Annotated in this window: 18 protein-coding genes; 14 read left to right on the forward strand and 4 right to left on the reverse strand. The window is 56.5% G+C overall.

The window, feature by feature from the left end; genetic code table 11:
• Position 1: 1 nt before the first annotated feature.
• From gyrB to dnaA, 4 genes are read right to left on the reverse strand one after another with little or no spacing between them, the layout of a single operon-like run.
• The gene (gyrB, locus tag IEQ42_RS12635; RefSeq protein WP_042561927.1) at positions 2-2,419 is read right to left on the reverse strand and encodes a DNA topoisomerase (ATP-hydrolyzing) subunit B; all 2,418 of its coding nucleotides are present in this window, start codon (positions 2,417-2,419) and stop codon (positions 2-4) included.
• A gap of 5 nt (positions 2,420-2,424) precedes the next feature.
• Complete coding sequence (gene recF, locus IEQ42_RS12640) at positions 2,425-3,528, reverse strand: DNA replication/repair protein RecF (protein ID WP_210703768.1); 1,104 nt, start codon at positions 3,526-3,528, stop codon at positions 2,425-2,427.
• A gap of 14 nt (positions 3,529-3,542) precedes the next feature.
• A complete protein-coding gene (gene dnaN, locus IEQ42_RS12645; protein WP_042556902.1) occupies positions 3,543-4,646 on the reverse strand; it encodes a DNA polymerase III subunit beta in 1,104 nt (367 codons plus the stop codon).
• 39 nt (positions 4,647-4,685) lie between these two features.
• On the reverse strand, positions 4,686-6,209 hold the full coding sequence (gene dnaA / locus IEQ42_RS12650) for a chromosomal replication initiator protein DnaA (protein WP_210703769.1): 1,524 nt from the start codon (positions 6,207-6,209) through the stop codon (positions 4,686-4,688).
• Positions 6,210-6,775: 566 nt separating this feature from the next.
• Here dnaA and rpmH point away from each other — a divergent pair.
• The 14 genes from rpmH to IEQ42_RS12720 all read left to right on the forward strand — a co-directional run bounded on the left by rpmH (position 6,776) and on the right by IEQ42_RS12720 (position 18,407).
• Positions 6,776-6,910, forward strand: coding sequence for a 50S ribosomal protein L34 (rpmH, locus tag IEQ42_RS12655; RefSeq protein WP_003213577.1), 135 nt, complete (start codon positions 6,776-6,778; stop codon positions 6,908-6,910).
• A 16-nt stretch (positions 6,911-6,926) separates the two neighbouring features.
• A complete protein-coding gene (gene rnpA / locus IEQ42_RS12660) occupies positions 6,927-7,328 on the forward strand; it encodes a ribonuclease P protein component (RefSeq protein WP_042556900.1) in 402 nt (133 codons plus the stop codon).
• Positions 7,321-7,566, forward strand: coding sequence for a membrane protein insertion efficiency factor YidD (gene yidD, locus IEQ42_RS12665; RefSeq protein ID WP_010465488.1), 246 nt, complete (start codon positions 7,321-7,323; stop codon positions 7,564-7,566). Before rnpA ends, yidD begins: the two co-directional genes overlap by 8 nt.
• Before the next feature lie 2 nt (positions 7,567-7,568).
• Entirely contained in the window at positions 7,569-9,251 is a 1,683-nt protein-coding gene (gene yidC, locus IEQ42_RS12670; protein ID WP_210703770.1) for a membrane protein insertase YidC, read from the forward strand.
• Between the two features lie 81 nt (positions 9,252-9,332).
• Positions 9,333-10,703, forward strand: coding sequence for a tRNA uridine-5-carboxymethylaminomethyl(34) synthesis GTPase MnmE (mnmE, locus tag IEQ42_RS12675; RefSeq protein ID WP_210703771.1), 1,371 nt, complete (start codon positions 9,333-9,335; stop codon positions 10,701-10,703).
• A 554-nt stretch (positions 10,704-11,257) separates the two neighbouring features.
• Positions 11,258-13,156, forward strand: coding sequence for a tRNA uridine-5-carboxymethylaminomethyl(34) synthesis enzyme MnmG (gene mnmG, locus IEQ42_RS12680; RefSeq protein WP_210703772.1), 1,899 nt, complete (start codon positions 11,258-11,260; stop codon positions 13,154-13,156).
• Positions 13,153-13,797, forward strand: a complete 645-nt coding sequence (gene rsmG, locus IEQ42_RS12685) for a 16S rRNA (guanine(527)-N(7))-methyltransferase RsmG (RefSeq protein ID WP_210703773.1) — start codon at positions 13,153-13,155, stop codon at positions 13,795-13,797. Before mnmG ends, rsmG begins: the two co-directional genes overlap by 4 nt.
• Positions 13,798-13,815: 18 nt before the next feature.
• Complete coding sequence (locus tag IEQ42_RS12690) at positions 13,816-14,613, forward strand: ParA family protein (protein ID WP_007911909.1); 798 nt, start codon at positions 13,816-13,818, stop codon at positions 14,611-14,613.
• Positions 14,614-14,622: 9 nt separating this feature from the next.
• Positions 14,623-15,495: a ParB/RepB/Spo0J family partition protein gene (locus IEQ42_RS12695; RefSeq protein WP_047303468.1), complete on the forward strand. Its 873-nt coding sequence runs from the start codon at positions 14,623-14,625 to the stop codon at positions 15,493-15,495.
• Positions 15,496-15,643: 148 nt separating this feature from the next.
• Entirely contained in the window at positions 15,644-16,051 is a 408-nt protein-coding gene (locus tag IEQ42_RS12700; protein WP_008084411.1) for a F0F1 ATP synthase subunit I, read from the forward strand.
• A gap of 16 nt (positions 16,052-16,067) precedes the next feature.
• On the forward strand, positions 16,068-16,937 hold the full coding sequence (atpB, locus tag IEQ42_RS12705) for a F0F1 ATP synthase subunit A (protein WP_042556894.1): 870 nt from the start codon (positions 16,068-16,070) through the stop codon (positions 16,935-16,937).
• Between the two features lie 133 nt (positions 16,938-17,070).
• Positions 17,071-17,328 (forward strand): F0F1 ATP synthase subunit C, encoded by a 258-nt coding sequence (gene atpE / locus IEQ42_RS12710; protein ID WP_003097235.1) that lies wholly within the window; start codon positions 17,071-17,073, stop codon positions 17,326-17,328.
• A gap of 59 nt (positions 17,329-17,387) precedes the next feature.
• On the forward strand, positions 17,388-17,858 hold the full coding sequence (locus IEQ42_RS12715; RefSeq protein ID WP_016772403.1) for a F0F1 ATP synthase subunit B: 471 nt from the start codon (positions 17,388-17,390) through the stop codon (positions 17,856-17,858).
• 12 nt (positions 17,859-17,870) lie between these two features.
• Entirely contained in the window at positions 17,871-18,407 is a 537-nt protein-coding gene (locus tag IEQ42_RS12720) for a F0F1 ATP synthase subunit delta (protein WP_042556893.1), read from the forward strand.
• Positions 18,408-18,419 lie beyond the last annotated feature (12 nt).

An 18,419-nucleotide genomic window follows, 5' to 3' on the forward strand; every position in this document is an offset into this window, starting at 1 on the left:
ATCAGAAATCCAGGTTGGATACTGCCAGCGCATTGCTCTCGATGAACTCACGGCGTGGTTCGACCGCATCACCCATCAGGGTGTTGAAGATCTGGTCCGCGCCAATGGCGTCTTCGATAGTGACCTTCAGCATGCGACGCGAGCTTGGGTCCATGGTGGTTTCCCACAGCTGATCAGGGTTCATTTCGCCCAGACCTTTGTATCGCTGGATGGTGTGGCGCTTGGTGCTTTCGGCCATCAGCCAGTCCAGAGCTTCCTTGAACTCGGTGACCGCTTTCTTGCGTTCGCCGCGCTGGATGTACGCGCCTTCGTCCAGCAGGGTACTCAGTTGAGCGCCGAGAGTGACGACAGTTTTGTAGTCGTTACTGCCGAAGAAGTCGCGGTTGAACGTCACGTAGTTCGACAGGCCGTGGGAGATCAATTCGACCTCCGGCAGCCACACGCCACGTTCACGATCTTCACGCAGGCTGGCCTTGTAGACCAGACCGGACTTCTCGACGGTACGCAGACGGACTTCGTACTGAGCCAGCCAGTCTTGCATCGCAGCGTGGTCGCCGAGCTTTTCAAGGCTGACGGCCGGCAGATAGATGAAGTGCTCGGTCAGCTCCTGTGGGTACAGGCGCGACAGACGCTTGAGGGTCTTCATCACCATGCGGAAGTCATTCACCAGACGTTCCAGCGCCGGGCCGGAAATGCCTGGTGCTTCTTCGTTCAGGTGCAGGCTCGCATCTTCCAGGGCCGACTGCGTCATGTACTCTTCCATGGCGTCGTCGTCTTTGATGTATTGCTCCTGCTTGCCTTTCTTGACCTTGTACAGCGGCGGCTGAGCGATGTAGATGTAGCCACGCTCGATCAACTCCGGCAACTGACGGAAGAAGAAGGTCAGCAGCAGCGTACGGATGTGCGAACCGTCGACGTCAGCATCGGTCATGATGATGATGTTGTGATAGCGCAACTTGTCGATGTTGTACTCGTCGCGACCGATGCCGCAGCCAAGCGCGGTGATCAAGGTGCCCACTTCCTGGGAAGAGATCATCTTGTCAAAGCGCGCCTTCTCGACGTTGAGGATCTTACCCTTCAACGGCAGGATGGCTTGGGTCCTGCGGTTACGCCCCTGCTTGGCAGAGCCGCCCGCGGAGTCACCTTCCACGAGGTACAGTTCAGACAGCGCCGGGTCTTTTTCCTGGCAGTCGGCCAGTTTGCCTGGCAGGCCGGCGATGTCCAGCGCGCCTTTGCGGCGGGTCATCTCGCGGGCCTTGCGCGCGGCTTCACGGGCACGTGCTGCATCGATCATCTTGCCGACAACGAGCTTGGCTTCGTTCGGGTTTTCCAGCAGGAAGTCGGAGAAGTATTTGCCCATTTCCTGTTCGACGGCGGTCTTCACTTCGGAAGAAACCAGCTTGTCTTTGGTCTGGGAGCTGAACTTCGGATCCGGCACTTTCACCGAAATGATCGCGGTCAGGCCTTCACGCGCATCGTCACCCGTGGTGGCGACTTTGTGCTTCTTCGCCAGGCCTTCAGCTTCGATGTAGGTGTTCAGGTTACGCGTCAGTGCGGAACGGAAGCCCACCAGGTGAGTGCCGCCGTCGCGCTGCGGAATGTTGTTGGTGAAGCACAACAGGTTCTCGTTGAAGCTGTCGTTCCACTGCAGGGCGATTTCCACGCCGATGCCGTCTTCACGCTGGATGTTGAAGTGGAACACCTGGTTGACCGGGGTCTTGTTGGTGTTCAGGTATTCAACGAACGCACGCAGGCCACCTTCGTATTTGAACAGCTCTTCCTTGCCGCTGCGCTCGTCTTTAAGGACGATGCCGACACCGGAGTTGAGGAAGGACAGCTCACGAATGCGCTTGGCCAGGATGTCCCAGCTGAAGTGAATGTTCTTGAAGGTTTCATCGGAAGGGCGGAAGTGAATCTGCGTACCCGTGGTCTCGCTGTCGCCAACGATTTTCATCGGCTCTTGCGGAACGCCGTGCACGTAAGTCTGTTCCCAGATCTTGCCGCTACGGCGCACGGTCAGGATCAGCTCTTCGGACAGTGCGTTCACCACGGAAACACCTACACCGTGCAGACCACCGGATACCTTGTAGGAGTTGTCGTCGAACTTACCACCAGCGTGGAGGACGGTCATGATGACCTCGGCGGCGGAAACGCCTTCCTCTTTGTGCACGTCTACCGGGATGCCACGGCCGTTATCGCGAACGGTGATGGACTCATCCGGGTGGATGATGATGCTGATGTCATCGCAGTGGCCGGCGAGGGCTTCGTCGATCGAGTTGTCGACCACTTCGAACACCATGTGGTGCAGACCGCTGCCATCGTCGGTGTCACCAATGTACATACCGGGACGTTTGCGTACGGCATCCAGGCCTTTCAGCACTTTAATGCTCGTTGAGTCGTACGTATTTTCTTCGCTCAATGCCTTCACTCCCGATGGTCGTGGGTCTGGGTGATACGGCCCTGTTCCACGTGGAACAAAGCGACTGGCGTTTCCGTCTGCCAGCCTTCCCTCAATAATTCGTGATCTACACAGGTAATGAAAACCTGGCAGCGTAAGTCTTCCAACAAGCGGCACAGCGCACGACGGTGGTTCTCGTCCAGCTCGGACGGCAAGTCATCCACCAGATAAATACACTGACCGCGACGGGCCTGGCTCACCAGATGCCCTTGGGCAATCCGCAATGCACAGACCACCAACTTCTGCTGACCCCGGGACAAGATGTCCGCGGCGTTGTGGGCGCCCAATCTAAGACGCAAATCAGCCCGTTGTGGCCCAGCCTGGGTATGGCCCACCTGCTGATCCCGTTGCAGGGATCCAGCAAGTACGGCACTCAATTCCCGGTCTTTGTCCCAACCTCGGTAATAGCTGAGCGTCAAACCTTCGAGCTCAACCAGTTCGCTCAAGGTTTGTTCAAAGACTGGTTTCAAGGCTTTGATGTAAGCGCGGCGGTATTCATCGATTTCAGCGCTGGCCTGGCACAGTTCCCTGTCCCAAACCGCTTGTGAAACGGCGTCAAGTGTACCATGCCGCAGCCAAGAGTTTCTCTGGCGCAGGGCCTTCTGCAAGCGCTGCCAAGTGGCCATGAACCGAGGCTCGACGTGGAATACGCCCCAATCGAGAAACTGTCGGCGAATCTTCGGCGCGCCTTCCAACAAACGGAAGCTGTCCGGGTTGATCAGCTGCAGCGGAAGGATCTGCGCAAGTTGCGCGGCGCTACGGGCATTCTGGCCGTCGATGCGGATCTGGAACTCGCCCTGACGGTCGCGTGAAATTCCCAAAGCGCTGTGGCCACCCTCGGCCAGTTCGACCTGACCAAACACCGTGCAGGCGAGTTGCTCGTACTGGATGACTGGCAACAGCCGCGTGCTGCGAAACGAACGGGCAAGCCCCAGCAGGTGAATGGCTTCCAGAACACTGGTTTTGCCGCTGCCGTTGGCGCCGTAAAGGATGTTGATGCGAGGGGAGGGAGAAAAGGTCACCGGGTGCAGATTACGCACCGCGGTGACCGAAACACGACTTAAGGACATCCAGGATCAGCTGTTTACAGGCGCATCGGCATGACAACGTAAGCCGAATCGTCGTTGTCGGACTCTTGCACCAGCGCACTGCTGTTGGAGTCGGACAGGATCAGACGAACCTGCTCGGTGGTCATCACGCCCAGCACATCGAGCAAGTAGCTCACGTTGAAGCCGATCTCCAGAGAGCCGCCGTTGTATTCGACGCCCACTTCCTCTTCCGCTTCTTCCTGCTCCGGGTTGTTGGCCTGGATCTTCAACTGACCGCTGGCCAGTTGCAGACGGATACCGCGATATTTCTCGTTGGACAGAATCGCGGTACGGCTGAACGCTTCACGCAGTGCCTGACGATCGCCCAGCACCAGCTTGTCGCCGCCCTTCGGCAGAACGCGCTCGTAGTCGGGGAACTTGCCGTCGACCAGTTTCGAGGTGAAGGTGAATTCACCCGTGGTGGCGCGAATGTGATGCTGACCCAAGACGATGCTGACAATGCCGTCCGGCTCGGTGAGCAGACGCGCCAGTTCGAGAATGCCTTTGCGCGGCACGATCACCTGATGGCGATCCGGCTGACCGATATCGGCCTTCATCGAGCACATCGCCAGACGGTGACCATCGGTAGCCACTGCGCGAATGATGCCTTCCGAGACTTCCAGCAACATACCGTTAAGGTAGTAGCGCACGTCCTGTTGGGCCATGGCGAAGCTGGTGCGTTCGATCAAACGACGCAGTCTGCTCTGCTCCAGGCTGCAGGTCAGCGAGCCCGGGCCTTCTTCCACAGTCGGGAAATCATTGGCGGGCAGGGTCGACAGGGTGAAGCGGCTACGACCGGCCTTCACCACCAGCTTCTGCTCGTCGACCTTGATATCGATCAGCGCATCGTTGGGCAGGCTCTTGCAGATATCCATCAGTTTGCGCGCAGGCACGGTGATGGAACCTGTTTCAGCCGGCTCTTCGAGTTGCACACGACCAACCAGCTCGACTTCCAGGTCGGTACCGGTCAGCGACAATTGCTGGCCTTCGACAACCAGCAGCACGTTAGAGAGTACCGGCAAGGTCTGTCGGCGCTCAACGACGCCTGCGACCAGTTGCAGGGGTTTCAACAGGGCTTCGCGTTGAATGGTGAAATGCATGGTCTAGTCCCTTGCCTTAATAAGCTGCGCTGGTGTTCATCAAGTGGTCAGTGTACGCAGCAGGTTCTTGTAGTCCTCGCGGATGTCCGCGTCGGATTCCTTAAGTTCGTTGATCTTGCGGCAGGCGTGCAAAACAGTCGTGTGGTCGCGGCCACCAAACACATCACCGATTTCCGGCAGGCTGTGGTTGGTCAGTTCTTTGGACAGCGCCATGGCGACCTGACGCGGACGTGCCACCGAGCGCGAACGGCGCTTGGACAGCAAATCGGAAATCTTGATCTTGTAGTACTCGGCGACGGTACGCTGAATGTTATCCACAGAGACCAGTTTGTCTTGCAACGCCAACAGGTCTTTCAGGGATTCGCGAATCAGCTCGATGGTGATGTCGCGGCCCATGAAGTGCGAATGGGCAATCACGCGTTTCAGCGCGCCTTCCAGCTCACGGACGTTGGAGCGAATGCGCTGGGCAATGAAGAACGCTGCATCGTGTGGCAAGTCGACTTTGGCCTGGTCGGCCTTCTTCATCAGGATTGCTACGCGGGTTTCCAGTTCCGGCGGCTCGACGGCGACGGTCAGGCCCCAGCCAAAACGGGATTTCAGGCGTTCTTCAAGGCCTTCGATTTCTTTCGGGTAGCGGTCACTGGTGAGAATGACCTGCTGGCCACCTTCAAGCAGGGCATTGAAGGTGTGGAAAAACTCTTCCTGGGAACGCTCCTTACGGGCGAAGAACTGAATATCGTCGATCAGCAAAGCATCCACCGAACGGTAGAAGCGCTTGAACTCGTTGATGGCGTTCAGCTGCAGCGCCTTGACCATGTCGGCCACGAAACGCTCGGAATGCAGGTACACGACCTTGGCATTCGGGTTCTTCTTTAATAGATGGTTACCCACCGCGTGCATCAAGTGAGTTTTACCCAGGCCAACGCCACCATATAAGAAGAGTGGGTTGTAGCCATGCTTTGGGTTGTCCGCCACTTGCCAAGCCGCCGCGCGGGCGAGCTGGTTGGACTTACCTTCGACGAAGTTTTCGAAGGTGAACGTGCGGTTCAGGTAACTGGTGTGCTTGAGCGCACCTTCGACCTGCACAGTGCGCTGTTCGGCGCGAACCGGAGCCTGCTGTGACGCGGCACCGGCCATCGGGTCGAAGCTGTCGCGAGAAGGCTCTTCGCTGACTTCCACAGTTTTCTGCGTCGAACGTTTGGCCTGAGTTGGCGCTGGGGCCGGCGCCTGCTGGCTTGCCGGTGCGTTGTTGGCGTGGGCCAAAGACGCTTGCGCGGCAGCTAACGGAGCATTCGGGGCCGCACGCGGTGCCGAGCTACGTTTGCTGCCTATTAATAAGGAAAGCGCCGGCGCCATACCGTTGCCGTGCTCATCCAGCAGTTCGAGGACGCGCCCAAGGTACTTTTCGTTGACCCAGTCCAGTACAAAACGGTTCGGTGCGTAGACGCGCAACTCGTCGCCTTCGGCTTCGACCTGTAGTGGACGGATCCAGGTGTTGAATTGTTGGGCAGGCAGCTCCTCGCGCAAAAGCTCCACGCACTGCTGCCAAAGTTCCACTGACACGGATATCCCCTAAGTTGAAAGCCGGTGAGGCAAAAACAAGCGGCCATTGTAGCGGCGAGCTGTCCACTTATCCACATGCAGGTTGCCCCCCGTCCATGATTTATCAATGCGTTAAACGGAAAAAAGGCGACCAACGGTGTGTGAATAAGCTCTGTGGATAACCGCCTCTAAGGGCATTGGACAAGTGGGGGCTAAACTCAGTGGATAACCTGCCTGTGGATAACAGCCCATTCCACACACAGGTTATCCGACAGTGCAGCACAGGCTGACCACGGTTTTCCACTGTAGTTGTCATTCTCTGTACGTCAGGTTAAACATGGCCTCAAGGCAGTTATCCACAGAAGATCGTGGCCCTAGCTTTTATAAGCCTTACAGAAAAGCTTTAAATAATTCCCTTCTTTATTTTTATGTATGGCGAACAGGCTTTCAGCCAAAGAAGGTCCTGAGATCTATTTATAAGGAAACGTTGGTTGGAAATTGACCTGAAGCCTTGCTTTCTCTAGAATCCCCGGTCTCTTAAAACGGGGGCCATTCCGGCCCGTTGTGGACGAACCAGGTAACACGACATGAAACGTACTTTCCAACCAAGCACCATCAAACGCGCTCGTACCCACGGTTTCCGTGCTCGCATGGCTACCAAGAACGGTCGCGCAGTCCTGTCGCGTCGCCGCGCCAAAGGTCGTGCGCGTCTGGCAGTTTGATAATCCGGTACTGGAGGTGAGTCAGGACTTCAGTCGGGAAAAGCGTCTGCTTACCCCCCGGCATTTCAAGGCAGTCTTTGACTCCCCTACCGGCAAGGTTCCGGGGAAAAATCTCCTGCTCCTTGCGCGCAACAACGATCTTGATCACCCCCGTCTCGGGCTGGTTATCGGGAAAAAGAGCGTAAAGCTCTCCGTTGAGCGCAATCGCCTCAAACGTCTGATGCGCGAATCGTTCCGTCTGCACCAGGATTCACTGGTCGGCTGGGACATCGTTATCGTCGCGCGCAAAGGTTTGGGTGATGTAGAAAACCCCGAATTGATTCAGCATTTCGGCAAACTCTGGAAGCGTCTGGCCCGTAACAATCCAGTTCCAGCAGTCAAAACCGAAACTGTAGGGGTAGACAGTCCAGATGCGTAAACTGGCCCTCGTTCCGATCCAGTTTTATCGCTATGCCATTAGTCCTTTGATGGCCAGCCACTGTCGTTTCTACCCCAGTTGTTCCTGCTACGCGTATGAAGCCATTGAAAATCATGGCCTTCTGCGCGGTGGCTGGCTGACCTTTCGTCGTTTAGGTCGCTGTCATCCGTGGAATCCCGGTGGTTATGACCCGGTTCCACCTATCCCTACCTCCCGTTCTTCTTCGATGGCCGAGTAATCATGGATATCAAACGCACGATCCTGATCGTCGCCCTGGCAATCGTGTCCTACGTTATGGTTCTTAAATGGAACCAGGACTATGGCCAGGCTGCCCTGCCGACTCAGAATGTTGCTTCCAGTACGACTACATCCGGTTTGCCGGACACCGCCACTGGCAATAATGCTGCCGCCAGTGACGATATTCCGCGCTCCGCTAGCGATACCAGCGCACCTGCTGAAATTCCGGTGGCTGCCAGCAAGGATCTGATCCAGATTAAAACCGACGTGCTCGATCTTGCGATCGATCCACAAGGTGGCGACGTTGCTCAACTGACCTTGCCTCTGTATCCCCGTCGTCAGGATCGTCCAGATGTTCCGTTCCAGCTGTTCGACAACGGCGGCGAACGTATTTATCTGGCGCAAAGCGGTCTGATCGGTACCAATGGCCCGGACGCGAATCCGGCTGGTCGCCCTCTCTACTCCGCCGAGAAGAAGACTTATCAACTGGCTGACGGTCAGGACCAACTGGTCGTTGATTTGAAGTTCAGCAAGGACGGCGTCAATTACATCAAGCGTTTCACTGTTAAACGCGGCCTGTATGACGTAACCGTTTCCTACATTGTGGATAACCAGAGCGCTCAGCCCTGGAATGGCGCAATGTTCGCCCAGCTGAAACGCGACGACAGCGGCGATCCTTCGTCCACAACTGCTACCGGTACCGCGACTTACCTGGGCGCAGCCCTGTGGACAAGTTCGGAGCCGTACAAGAAAGTGTCCATGAAGGACATGGACAAGGCGCAACTCAAGGAAACCGTCACCGGTGGTTGGGTAGCCTGGCTGCAACACTACTTCGTGACCGCATGGATTCCGGCCAAGGGCGAAAACAACATCGTCCAGACCCGTAAAGACAGCAAAGGCAACTACATCATCGGTTACACCGGTCCAACAATGACCGCTGCACCAGGTGCCAAAGTTGAAACCAGTGCTGTTCTGTACGCCGGTCCGAAAAGCCAGGCCGTGCTGAAAGAGTTGTCCCCAGGTCTGGAACTGACTGTCGACTACGGCATCCTGTGGTTCATTGCCCAGCCGATTTTCTGGCTGTTGCAACACATCCACGCGATCGTGGGTAACTGGGGCTGGTCGATCATCTTCCTGACCATGCTGATCAAGGGTATTTTCTTCCCTCTGTCGGCTGCCAGCTACAAATCGATGGCGCGCATGCGTGCCGTAGCGCCGAAACTGGCCGCATTGAAAGAGCAGCATGGCGATGACCGGCAGAAAATGTCGCAAGCCATGATGGAGCTGTACAAGAAAGAAAAGATCAATCCGCTGGGTGGCTGCTTGCCAATTCTGGTGCAGATGCCGGTTTTCCTTTCGCTGTACTGGGTTCTGCTGGAAAGCGTGGAAATGCGCCAAGCGCCGTTCATGCTGTGGATCACTGACCTGTCGATCAAGGATCCGTTCTTCATTCTGCCGATCATCATGGGCGCAACCATGTTCATCCAGCAGCAGCTGAACCCGACTCCTCCGGATCCGATGCAGGCGAAGGTCATGAAAATGATGCCAATCATCTTCACCTTCTTCTTCCTGTGGTTCCCGGCTGGTCTGGTGCTGTACTGGGTAGTGAACAACTGCCTGTCGATTGCACAACAGTGGTACATCACGCGTAAGATCGAAGCGGCTGCGAAAAAAGCCGAGGCGTAACTTGCTCTGTGGATAACACCACTCAAAACGCCCCCTAGTGGGGCGTTTTGCTATCTGCCACTTTTGTCTGGATTACGGTTTATGAGCGCACCTCGTGAAACCATCGCAGCTGTCGCGACCGCTCAAGGTCGCGGTGGTGTGGGCATTGTTCGAATTTCCGGTCCACTGGCCAGTGTTGCGGCCAAAGCTATCGCCGGTCGCGAACTGAAACCGCGGTACGCCCATTACGGCCCGTTTTACAGTGACGACCAACAGGTGCTCGACGAAGGTCTGGCGCTTTATTTCCCGGGGCCGAACTCATTCACTGGCGAAGATGTGCTGGAATTGCAGGGCCACGGCGGCCCGATCGTTCTGGACATGTTGCTCAAGCGTTGCCTGGAACTGGGTTGCCGTTTGGCTCGCCCAGGTGAATTCAGCGAACGCGCGTTTCTCAACGACAAACTCGACCTGGCCCAAGCCGAGGCGATTGCCGACCTGATCGAGGCCAGTTCGGCACAGGCGGCGCGTAATGCCCTGCGTTCGTTACAAGGCGCATTCTCCCAGCGTGTGCATAACCTCACCGAACAGCTGATAGGCCTGCGTATCTACGTCGAGGCCGCCATCGACTTCCCGGAAGAAGAAATCGACTTCCTCGCCGATGGCCACGTATTGAGCATGCTCGACAAAGTGCGCGAGGAATTATCCACAGTACTGCGCGAGGCCGGCCAGGGTGCCTTGCTTCGCGATGGTATGACCGTGGTGATTGCCGGCCGTCCAAATGCCGGCAAGTCCAGTTTGCTGAATGCCTTGGCCGGCCGTGAAGCAGCGATAGTGACCGAGATTGCCGGTACCACTCGGGATATCCTGCGCGAACATATCCACATCGACGGTATGCCTCTGCACGTTGTGGATACCGCAGGTCTGCGCGATACCGACGATCAGGTGGAAAAAATCGGTGTCGAACGCGCATTGAAAGCCATTTCTGAAGCGGATCGGGTGCTATTGGTCGTAGACGCGTCGGCGCCTGAAGCGTTGGACCCGTTCGCCTTGTGGCCGGAATTTCTCGAGATCCGCCCGGACCCGGCGAAAGTCACCTTGATCCGTAATAAAGCAGATCTGACGGGCGAAGCAATTGCTCTGGAAACAAGCGACGACGGCCATGTGACCATCAGTCTGAGTGCCAAATCTGCAGGCGAAGGCCTGGAATTGCTGCGCGAACATCTCAAGGCCTGCATGGGTTACGAGCAAGCCTCGGAAAGCAGCTTCAGCGCCCGTCGCCGCCATCTGGAGGCCTTGCGCCACGCCAGTGCGGCGCTGGAACACGGCCGAGCGCAACTGACGCTGGCGGGAGCTGGTGAGTTGCTGGCTGAAGATTTGCGCCAGGCCCAGCACTCTCTGGGTGAAATTACCGGTGCATTCAGCTCCGATGATCTGCTCGGACGAATCTTTTCCAGCTTCTGCATCGGTAAATAATCCCTCCTGCTGTTCACAGGCGGGCCCGTTCGCGGCCCGTCTGTTTCCCTCATCATTGAATTGATTCCAGAAGTGCCGGGCAGATTTATGCGCCCAGGGCGACTTTCGCCTGCGCGCAAAAGGTTCATTCATCCATTTTCTGTGGTTTAAGTCCTGTGAATAACTGCCACTGAGATCAGTTGATAACAGGGCCTGAAAACTGGATATAACTCGCTTTGTGGATAACCACCCCTTTCATCCACAGGCTTAAACCGGTTATCCAAGCCGCTCATGGCCACATGGCCACAGGGTTTTGAATCTCTGTACACATTGAAAAATAAGGCCTGTAGAGATCTATCCACAGAAATCATGCTCAGTAAGAATAAGCATTAAAACAAAGGTTTTATAAATTTCTTTCTTTTTTATTCTTTTAAGCTCGAGTTCTCCACAGCTGGTTAATTTTTGTGCAGAGGGTTCTTTAGGAAGGGCGAAGTCCCTATACTTGTCGACCGGGTTCAGAAACCTGATCTCAAACTATTCCTGAATTACCTACTTAAGCAGGCACGAGGTGCGTGGTGGATTTCCCTTCCCGTTTTGAAGTGATCGTCATCGGCGGCGGTCATGCCGGTACCGAGGCAGCACTGGCGTCAGCACGTATGGGGGCAAAAACCCTGTTGCTGACGCATAACGTGGAAACCCTCGGCGCCATGAGCTGTAACCCCGCCATCGGTGGCATTGGCAAAAGCCATCTGGTCAAGGAAATCGACGCCCTTGGCGGCGCGATGGCCATGGCTACCGATAAGGGCGGCATCCAGTTTCGCGTGTTGAACAGCCGCAAAGGCCCAGCCGTACGGGCAACTCGTGCGCAAGCCGACCGGGTTTTGTATAAAGCCGCTGTCCGCGAAATTCTGGAAAACCAGCCCAACCTGTGGATATTTCAACAAGCTGCCGATGACCTGATCGTTGAACAGGAACAGGTACGCGGTGTTGTCACCCAAATGGGTCTGCGTTTCTTCGCCGATTCCGTGGTTTTGACCACCGGTACGTTTCTCGGTGGACTTATCCACATCGGTTTGCAGAATTTCTCCGGCGGTCGTGCCGGTGATCCGCCATCGATTGCTCTGGCACATCGTCTGCGTGAAATGCCGCTGCGTGTGGGTCGATTGAAAACCGGCACGCCGCCGCGTATCGATGGCCGGTCTGTGGATTTCTCGGTGATGGCCGAACAACCGGGCGATACGCCGATCCCGGTGATGTCGTTCATGGGCAACAAGGAACAGCATCCGCGGCAAGTCAGTTGCTGGATTACCCACACCAACGCCCGTACTCACGAAATCATTGCCGCCAACCTCGACCGTTCGCCGATGTATTCCGCTGCCGGCGAGATCGAAGGCATCGGCCCGCGTTACTGCCCGTCGATTGAAGACAAGATTCACCGCTTTGCCGACAAGGAAAGCCATCAGGTGTTCATCGAACCGGAAGGTTTGACCACCCATGAGCTGTATCCGAACGGGATATCCACAAGCTTGCCGTTCGACGTGCAATTGCAAATCGTGCAATCGATTCGCGGCATGGAAAACGCGCACATCGTGCGTCCCGGTTATGCGATCGAGTACGACTACTTCGATCCGCGTGACCTGAAGTACAGCCTGGAAACCAAAGTCATCGGCGGTCTGTTCTTCGCCGGGCAGATCAACGGCACCACCGGTTACGAAGAAGCTGGCGCCCAGGGTTTGCTGGCCGGGGCCAACGCGGCACTGCGTGCGAAGGGCAAAGAAGCCTGGTGCCCGCGCCGCGATGAGGCGTACATCGGGGTTCTGGTCGATGACCTGATCACACTGGGTACCCAAGAGCCTTACCGCATGTTCACTTCCCGTGCCGAGTACCGTCTGATCCTGCGCGAGGACAACGCCGACCTGCGCCTGACTGAAAAAGGTCGTGAGCTGGGTCTGGTCGATGACGCGCGTTGGGCGGCCTTCTGCAAGAAACGCGAGAGCATCGAACTCGAAGAGCAGCGCCTGAAAAGCACCTGGGTACGCCCGAGCACGCAACAGGGCGATGCCATTGCGGAAAAATTCGGTACTCCGCTGACCCACGAATACAACTTGCTCAACCTCTTGAGTCGTCCGGAAATCGACTACGCTGGTCTGGTCGAAGTGACCGGGCACGGCGCCGAAGATCCACAGGTCGCCGAACAGGTCGAGATCAAGACCAAATACGCCGGTTACATTGATCGTCAACAGGATGAAATCGCCCGTCTGCGCGCCAGTGAAGACACGAAACTGCCTGTGGATATCGATTACACCAACATTTCCGGTCTCTCCAAGGAGATCCAGAGCAAGCTCGGCGCGACTCGTCCAGAGACGCTGGGTCAGGCTTCACGGATCCCGGGCGTGACCCCGGCAGCGATTTCGCTGTTGATGATTCATTTGAAAAAACGCGGCGCGGGCCGTCAGTTGGAGCAAAGCGCTTGAGTTCTAAGGTCACCTCGCAACACGCCGAAGAGTTATCCACAGGAGCCCGCGAGCTCGGGATCAATCTCACTGAAACCCAGCACGAATTGCTGTTGGGTTATCTGGCCTTGTTGATCAAATGGAACCAGGCTTACAACCTCACGGCTGTGCGCGATCCGGACGAAATGGTTTCGCGTCACTTGCTCGATAGTCTGAGCGTGATGTCGTTTATCGAAAAAGGCCGCTGGCTCGACGTCGGCAGTGGTGGCGGTATGCCGGGGATCCCGTTGGCGATCCTGTATCCGGACTCGCAAGTGACCTGTCTGGACAGCAACGGCAAGAAAACCCGTTTCCTGACTCAGGTCAAACTCGAACTCAAACTGGATAACCTGCAAGTTATCCACAGTCGTGTCGAAGCCTTTCAACCTGCTCAGCCTTTCAACGGGATCATTTCCCGGGCGTTCAGCAGCATGGAAAACTTCAGCAACTGGACTCGCCATCTCGGCGATGCCGATACACGCTGGCTGGCAATGAAGGGCGTTCATCCGGCCGATGAGCTGGTAGCATTGCCGGCAGACTTCAAACTCGATAGCGAACACGCCTTGGCCGTACCCGGTTGCCAAGGCCAACGCCATCTGCTGATACTGCGCCGCACGGCATGATTGGGAACACAAGCAAGAATGGCTAAGGTATTCGCGATAGCGAACCAAAAGGGTGGTGTGGGCAAGACCACCACCTGCATCAACCTCGCAGCATCCCTGGTCGCGACCAAGCGCCGGGTGCTGTTGATCGATCTCGACCCACAGGGCAACGCCACCATGGGTAGCGGTGTGGATAAACACGGTCTGGAAAACTCGGTCTATGACTTGCTGATCGGTGAATGCGATCTGGCTCAGGCCATGCACTATTCCGAGCACGGCGGTTATCAACTGCTGCCGGCCAACCGCGACCTGACAGCCGCTGAAGTGGTTCTGCTGGAAATGCAGATGAAGGAGAGCCGCCTGCGCAGCGCGCTGGCGCCGATCCGGGAAAATTACGATTACATTTTGATCGACTGCCCACCGTCGCTGTCGATGCTCACTCTCAACGCACTGGTAGCCGCTGACGGGGTGATTATCCCCATGCAGTGCGAGTACTTTGCGCTCGAAGGGTTGAGCGACCTTGTGGATAACATCAAGCGTATCGCCGAACTGCTGAATCCGAATCTGAAAGTCGAAGGTTTGTTGCGCACCATGTACGACCCGCGCCTGAGCCTGATGAATGATGTCTCGGCGCAGCTCAAGGAACACTTTGGCGAGCAACTGTACGACACGGTCATTCCGCGCAATATCCGTCTCGCCGAAGCTCCGAGCTACGGCATGCCGGCTCTGGCGTACGACAAGCAATCGCGCGGCGCACTGGCCTACCTGGCCCTGGCAGGCGAGATGGTTCGTCGTCAGCGCAAAAACTCACGCATTGCCGCCGCTCAGGCAACTTAAGGAATCCCCATGGCCGTCAAGAAACGAGGTCTCGGACGTGGACTGGATGCACTGCTGAGTGGTCCGACTGTCAGCTCGCTGGAAGAACAAGCTGCGCAAGCAGACACGCGTGAGCTGCAACACCTGCCGCTGGACTTGCTCCAACGGGGCAAATACCAGCCTCGTCGGGACATGGACCCGCAGGCGCTGGAAGAACTGGCGCAGTCGATCAAGGCGCAAGGCGTGATGCAACCGATCGTGGTTCGACCGATTGGTGATGGCCGCTTTGAAATTATCGCGGGTGAGCGCCGCTGGCGCGCCAGCCAGCAGGCCGGACAGGAAACCATCCCGGCGATGGTCCGCGATGTGCCGGATGAGACCGCGATCGCCATTGCCCTGATCGAGAACATCCAGCGCGAAGACCTCAACCCGATTGAGGAAGCGGTCGCGCTGCAGCGCTTGCAGCAGGAATTCCAGCTGACTCAGCAACAAGTTGCCGAGGCTGTGGGTAAGTCACGCGTGACTGTGGCTAACCTGTTACGGCTTATTGCGCTGCCGGAAGTCATCAAGACCATGCTGTCTCACGGCGACCTGGAAATGGGTCATGCCCGTGCTTTGCTCGGTCTGCCGGACAATCAACAGGTAGAAGGGGCGCGACATGTTGTCGCACGAGGTCTCACCGTGCGCCAGACTGAAGCACTGGTTCGTCAGTGGTTAAGTGGCAAACCGGAGCCTGTGGAAGCGACCAAACCCGACCCCGATATCGCCCGCCTCGAACAGCGTCTGGCCGAGCGCCTAGGCTCTGCGGTGCAGATTCGCCACGGGAAGAAGGGAAAGGGCCAGTTGGTGATCGGTTACAACTCGCTCGATGAGCTTCAAGGTGTGCTCGCTCACATCCGCTGAAACATTTCCTCATGTAGCGGGCAGTCGGAAATCACTACCTGACAGTTGAATAGGGGCAGAACCGCCCCTATACTCTGCGCGCATTTTGTCGGCACAAATTATGCCAAGTTATTGAATTCTGGCAGCCGACCATTGGAGAGCAAATGTGATGGAAACCCGCAAGCCAAACCGCCTGCCGTTCCATCGCCTGGCGGTTTTTCCGGTGTTAATGGCTCAATTTGTCATTTTGCTCATTGCCGCTTTGGCGCTCTGGCAATGGCACGGAGTCGTTGCCGGATACTCGGGACTTTGCGGAGGCCTGATAGCCTTGCTGCCCAATGTATATTTCGCTCACAAGGCATTTCGGTTTTCCGGCGCCCGAGCAGCCCAGTCCATCGTCCGGTCATTTTATGCCGGCGAGGCAGGCAAACTGATTTTGACGGCAGTGCTCTTTGCACTGGTGTTTGCAGGTGTGAAGCCGTTGGCGCCGATAGCAGTATTCGGCGTGTTCGTGCTGACTCAGTCGGTCAGCTGGTTCGCTCCCCTGCTGATGAGAACAAGACTTTCGAGACCTTAGGGCGTTTGAGGCAACCATGGCAGAAACAACCGCTTCGGGCTATATCCAGCACCACTTGCAGAACCTGACCTTCGGTCAGCTACCCAACGGCGGCTGGGGCTTTGCCCACACCGCAGCAGAAGCCAAAGAAATGGGCTTCTGGGCTTTCCACGTCGATACTCTCGGCTGGTCGGTTGCGCTGGGTCTGATCTTCGTTCTTCTTTTCCGCATGGCGGCAAAGAAGGCGACTTCGGGTCAGCCAGGTGCTTTGCAGAACTTCGTTGAAGTATTGGTCGAATTCGTCGATGGCAGCGTGAAAGACAGCTTCCATGGCCGTAGCCCGGTGATTGCACCGCTGGCACTGACCATCTTCGTCTGGGTGTTCCTGATGAACGCCGTCGACCTGATACCGGTCGACTGGATTCCTCAACTGGCCATCCTGATCTCCGGTGACCCTCACATCCCGTTCCGCGCCGTGTCGACCACCGACCCGAACGCGACTCTGGGCATGGCGTTGTCGGTTTTCGCACTGATCATTTTCTATAGCATCAAGGTCAAGGGCATCGGCGGCTTCATCGGCGAACTGACCCTGCACCCGTTCGGCAGCAAGAACATCTTTGTTCAAGCCCTGCTGATCCCGGTGAACTTCCTGCTGGAATTCGTGACCCTGATCGCTAAACCGATCTCTCTGGCTCTGCGTCTGTTCGGCAACATGTATGCCGGTGAGCTGGTGTTCATTCTGATCGCTGTGATGTTCGGCAGCGGTCTGCTCTGGCTGAGCGGCCTGGGCGTTGTTCTGCAGTGGGCGTGGGCTGTGTTCCACATCCTGATCATCACGCTGCAGGCGTTCATCTTCATGATGCTGACCATCGTTTACCTGTCGATGGCGCACGAAGAAAACCATTAAGACCAGTCTCGACTAGTCTGATGTCCTTCCCGGTCAAACGGGAAGGGGCTCTTCACAGGGCACCTGAAACGATTTGTTTTACCGCTTTAATCTAAAAAACCTAAACCATACGACGTAAAAGTCGGGAGGAAAGATGGAAACTGTAGTTGGTCTAACCGCTATCGCTGTTGCACTGTTGATCGGCCTGGGCGCACTGGGTACCGCAATTGGTTTCGGCCTGCTGGGCGGCAAGTTCCTGGAAGGCGCAGCGCGTCAGCCAGAAATGGTTCCAATGCTGCAAGTTAAAATGTTCATCGTTGCCGGTCTGCTCGACGCCGTAACCATGATCGGTGTTGGTATCGCTCTGTTCTTCACCTTTGCGAACCCGTTCGTTGGTCAGATCGCTGGCTAATTACCCGGATTCTTCCGAGTAATTTGATGTGATGGACAACGTAACTGCGAGGTGTTGGCGTGAACATTAATGCGACCCTGATTGGCCAGTCCGTTGCGTTCCTGATTTTTGTACTGTTCTGCATGAAGTATGTTTGGCCTCCGGTCATTGCTGCTCTGCACGAACGTCAAAAGAAGATCGCTGATGGTCTGGACGCTGCCAGCCGTGCAGCTCGCGACCTGGAGTTGGCCCAAGAAAAAGCGGGTCAGCAACTGCGCGAAGCGAAGGCTCAAGCAGCTGAAATCATCGAGCAAGCCAAGAAACGCGGTAACCAGATTGTCGAAGAGGCCGTTGAAAAGGCCCGTATCGACGCTGACCGTGTGAAGGTTCAGGCTCAAGCCGAGATCGAACAGGAACTGAACAGTGTCAAAGACAAGCTGCGCGCCCAAGTGGGTTTGCTGGCTGTCGGCGGCGCCGAGAAGATCCTGGGTGCCACAATCGATCAAAACGCGCACGCAGAGCTGGTTAACCAACTGGCTGCTGAAATCTAAGCGAGGGCGATCATGGCAGAACTGACCACGTTGGCCCGACCTTACGCTAAGGCGGCCTTCGAGCACGCTCAGGCCCACCAGCAACTGGCCAATTGGTCAGCCATGCTCGGCCTGGCTGCAGCGGTGTCGCAAGACGACACCATGCAGCGCGTGCTCAAGGCCCCGCGACTGACGAGCGCAGAAAAGGCCGCCACGTTTATTGACGTGTGCGGCGATAAGTTTGATGTGAAGGCACAGAACTTCATCAATGTCGTTGCCGAAAACGACCGTCTCCCGCTTCTGCCGGAGATAGCCGCTCTTTTCGACCTGTACAAGGCCGAGCAAGAGAAGTCGGTAGACGTTGAAGTGACCAGTGCTTTTGCATTGAACCAAGAACAGCAAGACAAACTCGCCAAGGTTCTCAGTGCACGACTCAACCGGGAAGTGCGCCTGCAAGTCGAGGAAGATAAAGCCCTTATTGGGGGTGTTGTCATCCGCGCCGGCGACCTGGTTATCGATGGCTCGATTCGCGGCAAAATCGCGAAACTTGCCGAAGCATTGAAATCTTGAGTTTGAAGGGGC

This window comes from Pseudomonas iridis (genome assembly GCF_017980685.1).
In the GTDB taxonomy this organism is placed as follows: Bacteria; Pseudomonadota; Gammaproteobacteria; order Pseudomonadales; family Pseudomonadaceae; genus Aquipseudomonas; species Aquipseudomonas iridis.

What these genes read in the sequence shown, in the direction of transcription:
- recF (WP_210703768.1), bottom strand. Translation starts at nt 3,528, where the DNA reads ATGTCCTTAAGTCGTGTTTCGGTCACCGCGGTGCGTAATCTGCACCCG.
- dnaN (WP_042556902.1), bottom strand. Translation starts at nt 4,646, where the DNA reads ATGCATTTCACCATTCAACGCGAAGCCCTGTTGAAACCCCTGCAACTG.
- rpmH (WP_003213577.1), top strand. Translation starts at nt 6,776, where the DNA reads ATGAAACGTACTTTCCAACCAAGCACCATCAAACGCGCTCGTACCCAC.
- yidD (WP_010465488.1), top strand. Translation starts at nt 7,321, where the DNA reads ATGCGTAAACTGGCCCTCGTTCCGATCCAGTTTTATCGCTATGCCATT.
- yidC (WP_210703770.1), top strand. Translation starts at nt 7,569, where the DNA reads ATGGATATCAAACGCACGATCCTGATCGTCGCCCTGGCAATCGTGTCC.
- mnmE (WP_210703771.1), top strand. Translation starts at nt 9,333, where the DNA reads ATGAGCGCACCTCGTGAAACCATCGCAGCTGTCGCGACCGCTCAAGGT.
- IEQ42_RS12690 (WP_007911909.1), top strand. Translation starts at nt 13,816, where the DNA reads ATGGCTAAGGTATTCGCGATAGCGAACCAAAAGGGTGGTGTGGGCAAG.
- IEQ42_RS12695 (WP_047303468.1), top strand. Translation starts at nt 14,623, where the DNA reads ATGGCCGTCAAGAAACGAGGTCTCGGACGTGGACTGGATGCACTGCTG.
- IEQ42_RS12700 (WP_008084411.1), top strand. Translation starts at nt 15,644, where the DNA reads ATGGAAACCCGCAAGCCAAACCGCCTGCCGTTCCATCGCCTGGCGGTT.
- atpB (WP_042556894.1), top strand. Translation starts at nt 16,068, where the DNA reads ATGGCAGAAACAACCGCTTCGGGCTATATCCAGCACCACTTGCAGAAC.
- atpE (WP_003097235.1), top strand. Translation starts at nt 17,071, where the DNA reads ATGGAAACTGTAGTTGGTCTAACCGCTATCGCTGTTGCACTGTTGATC.
- IEQ42_RS12720 (WP_042556893.1), top strand. Translation starts at nt 17,871, where the DNA reads ATGGCAGAACTGACCACGTTGGCCCGACCTTACGCTAAGGCGGCCTTC.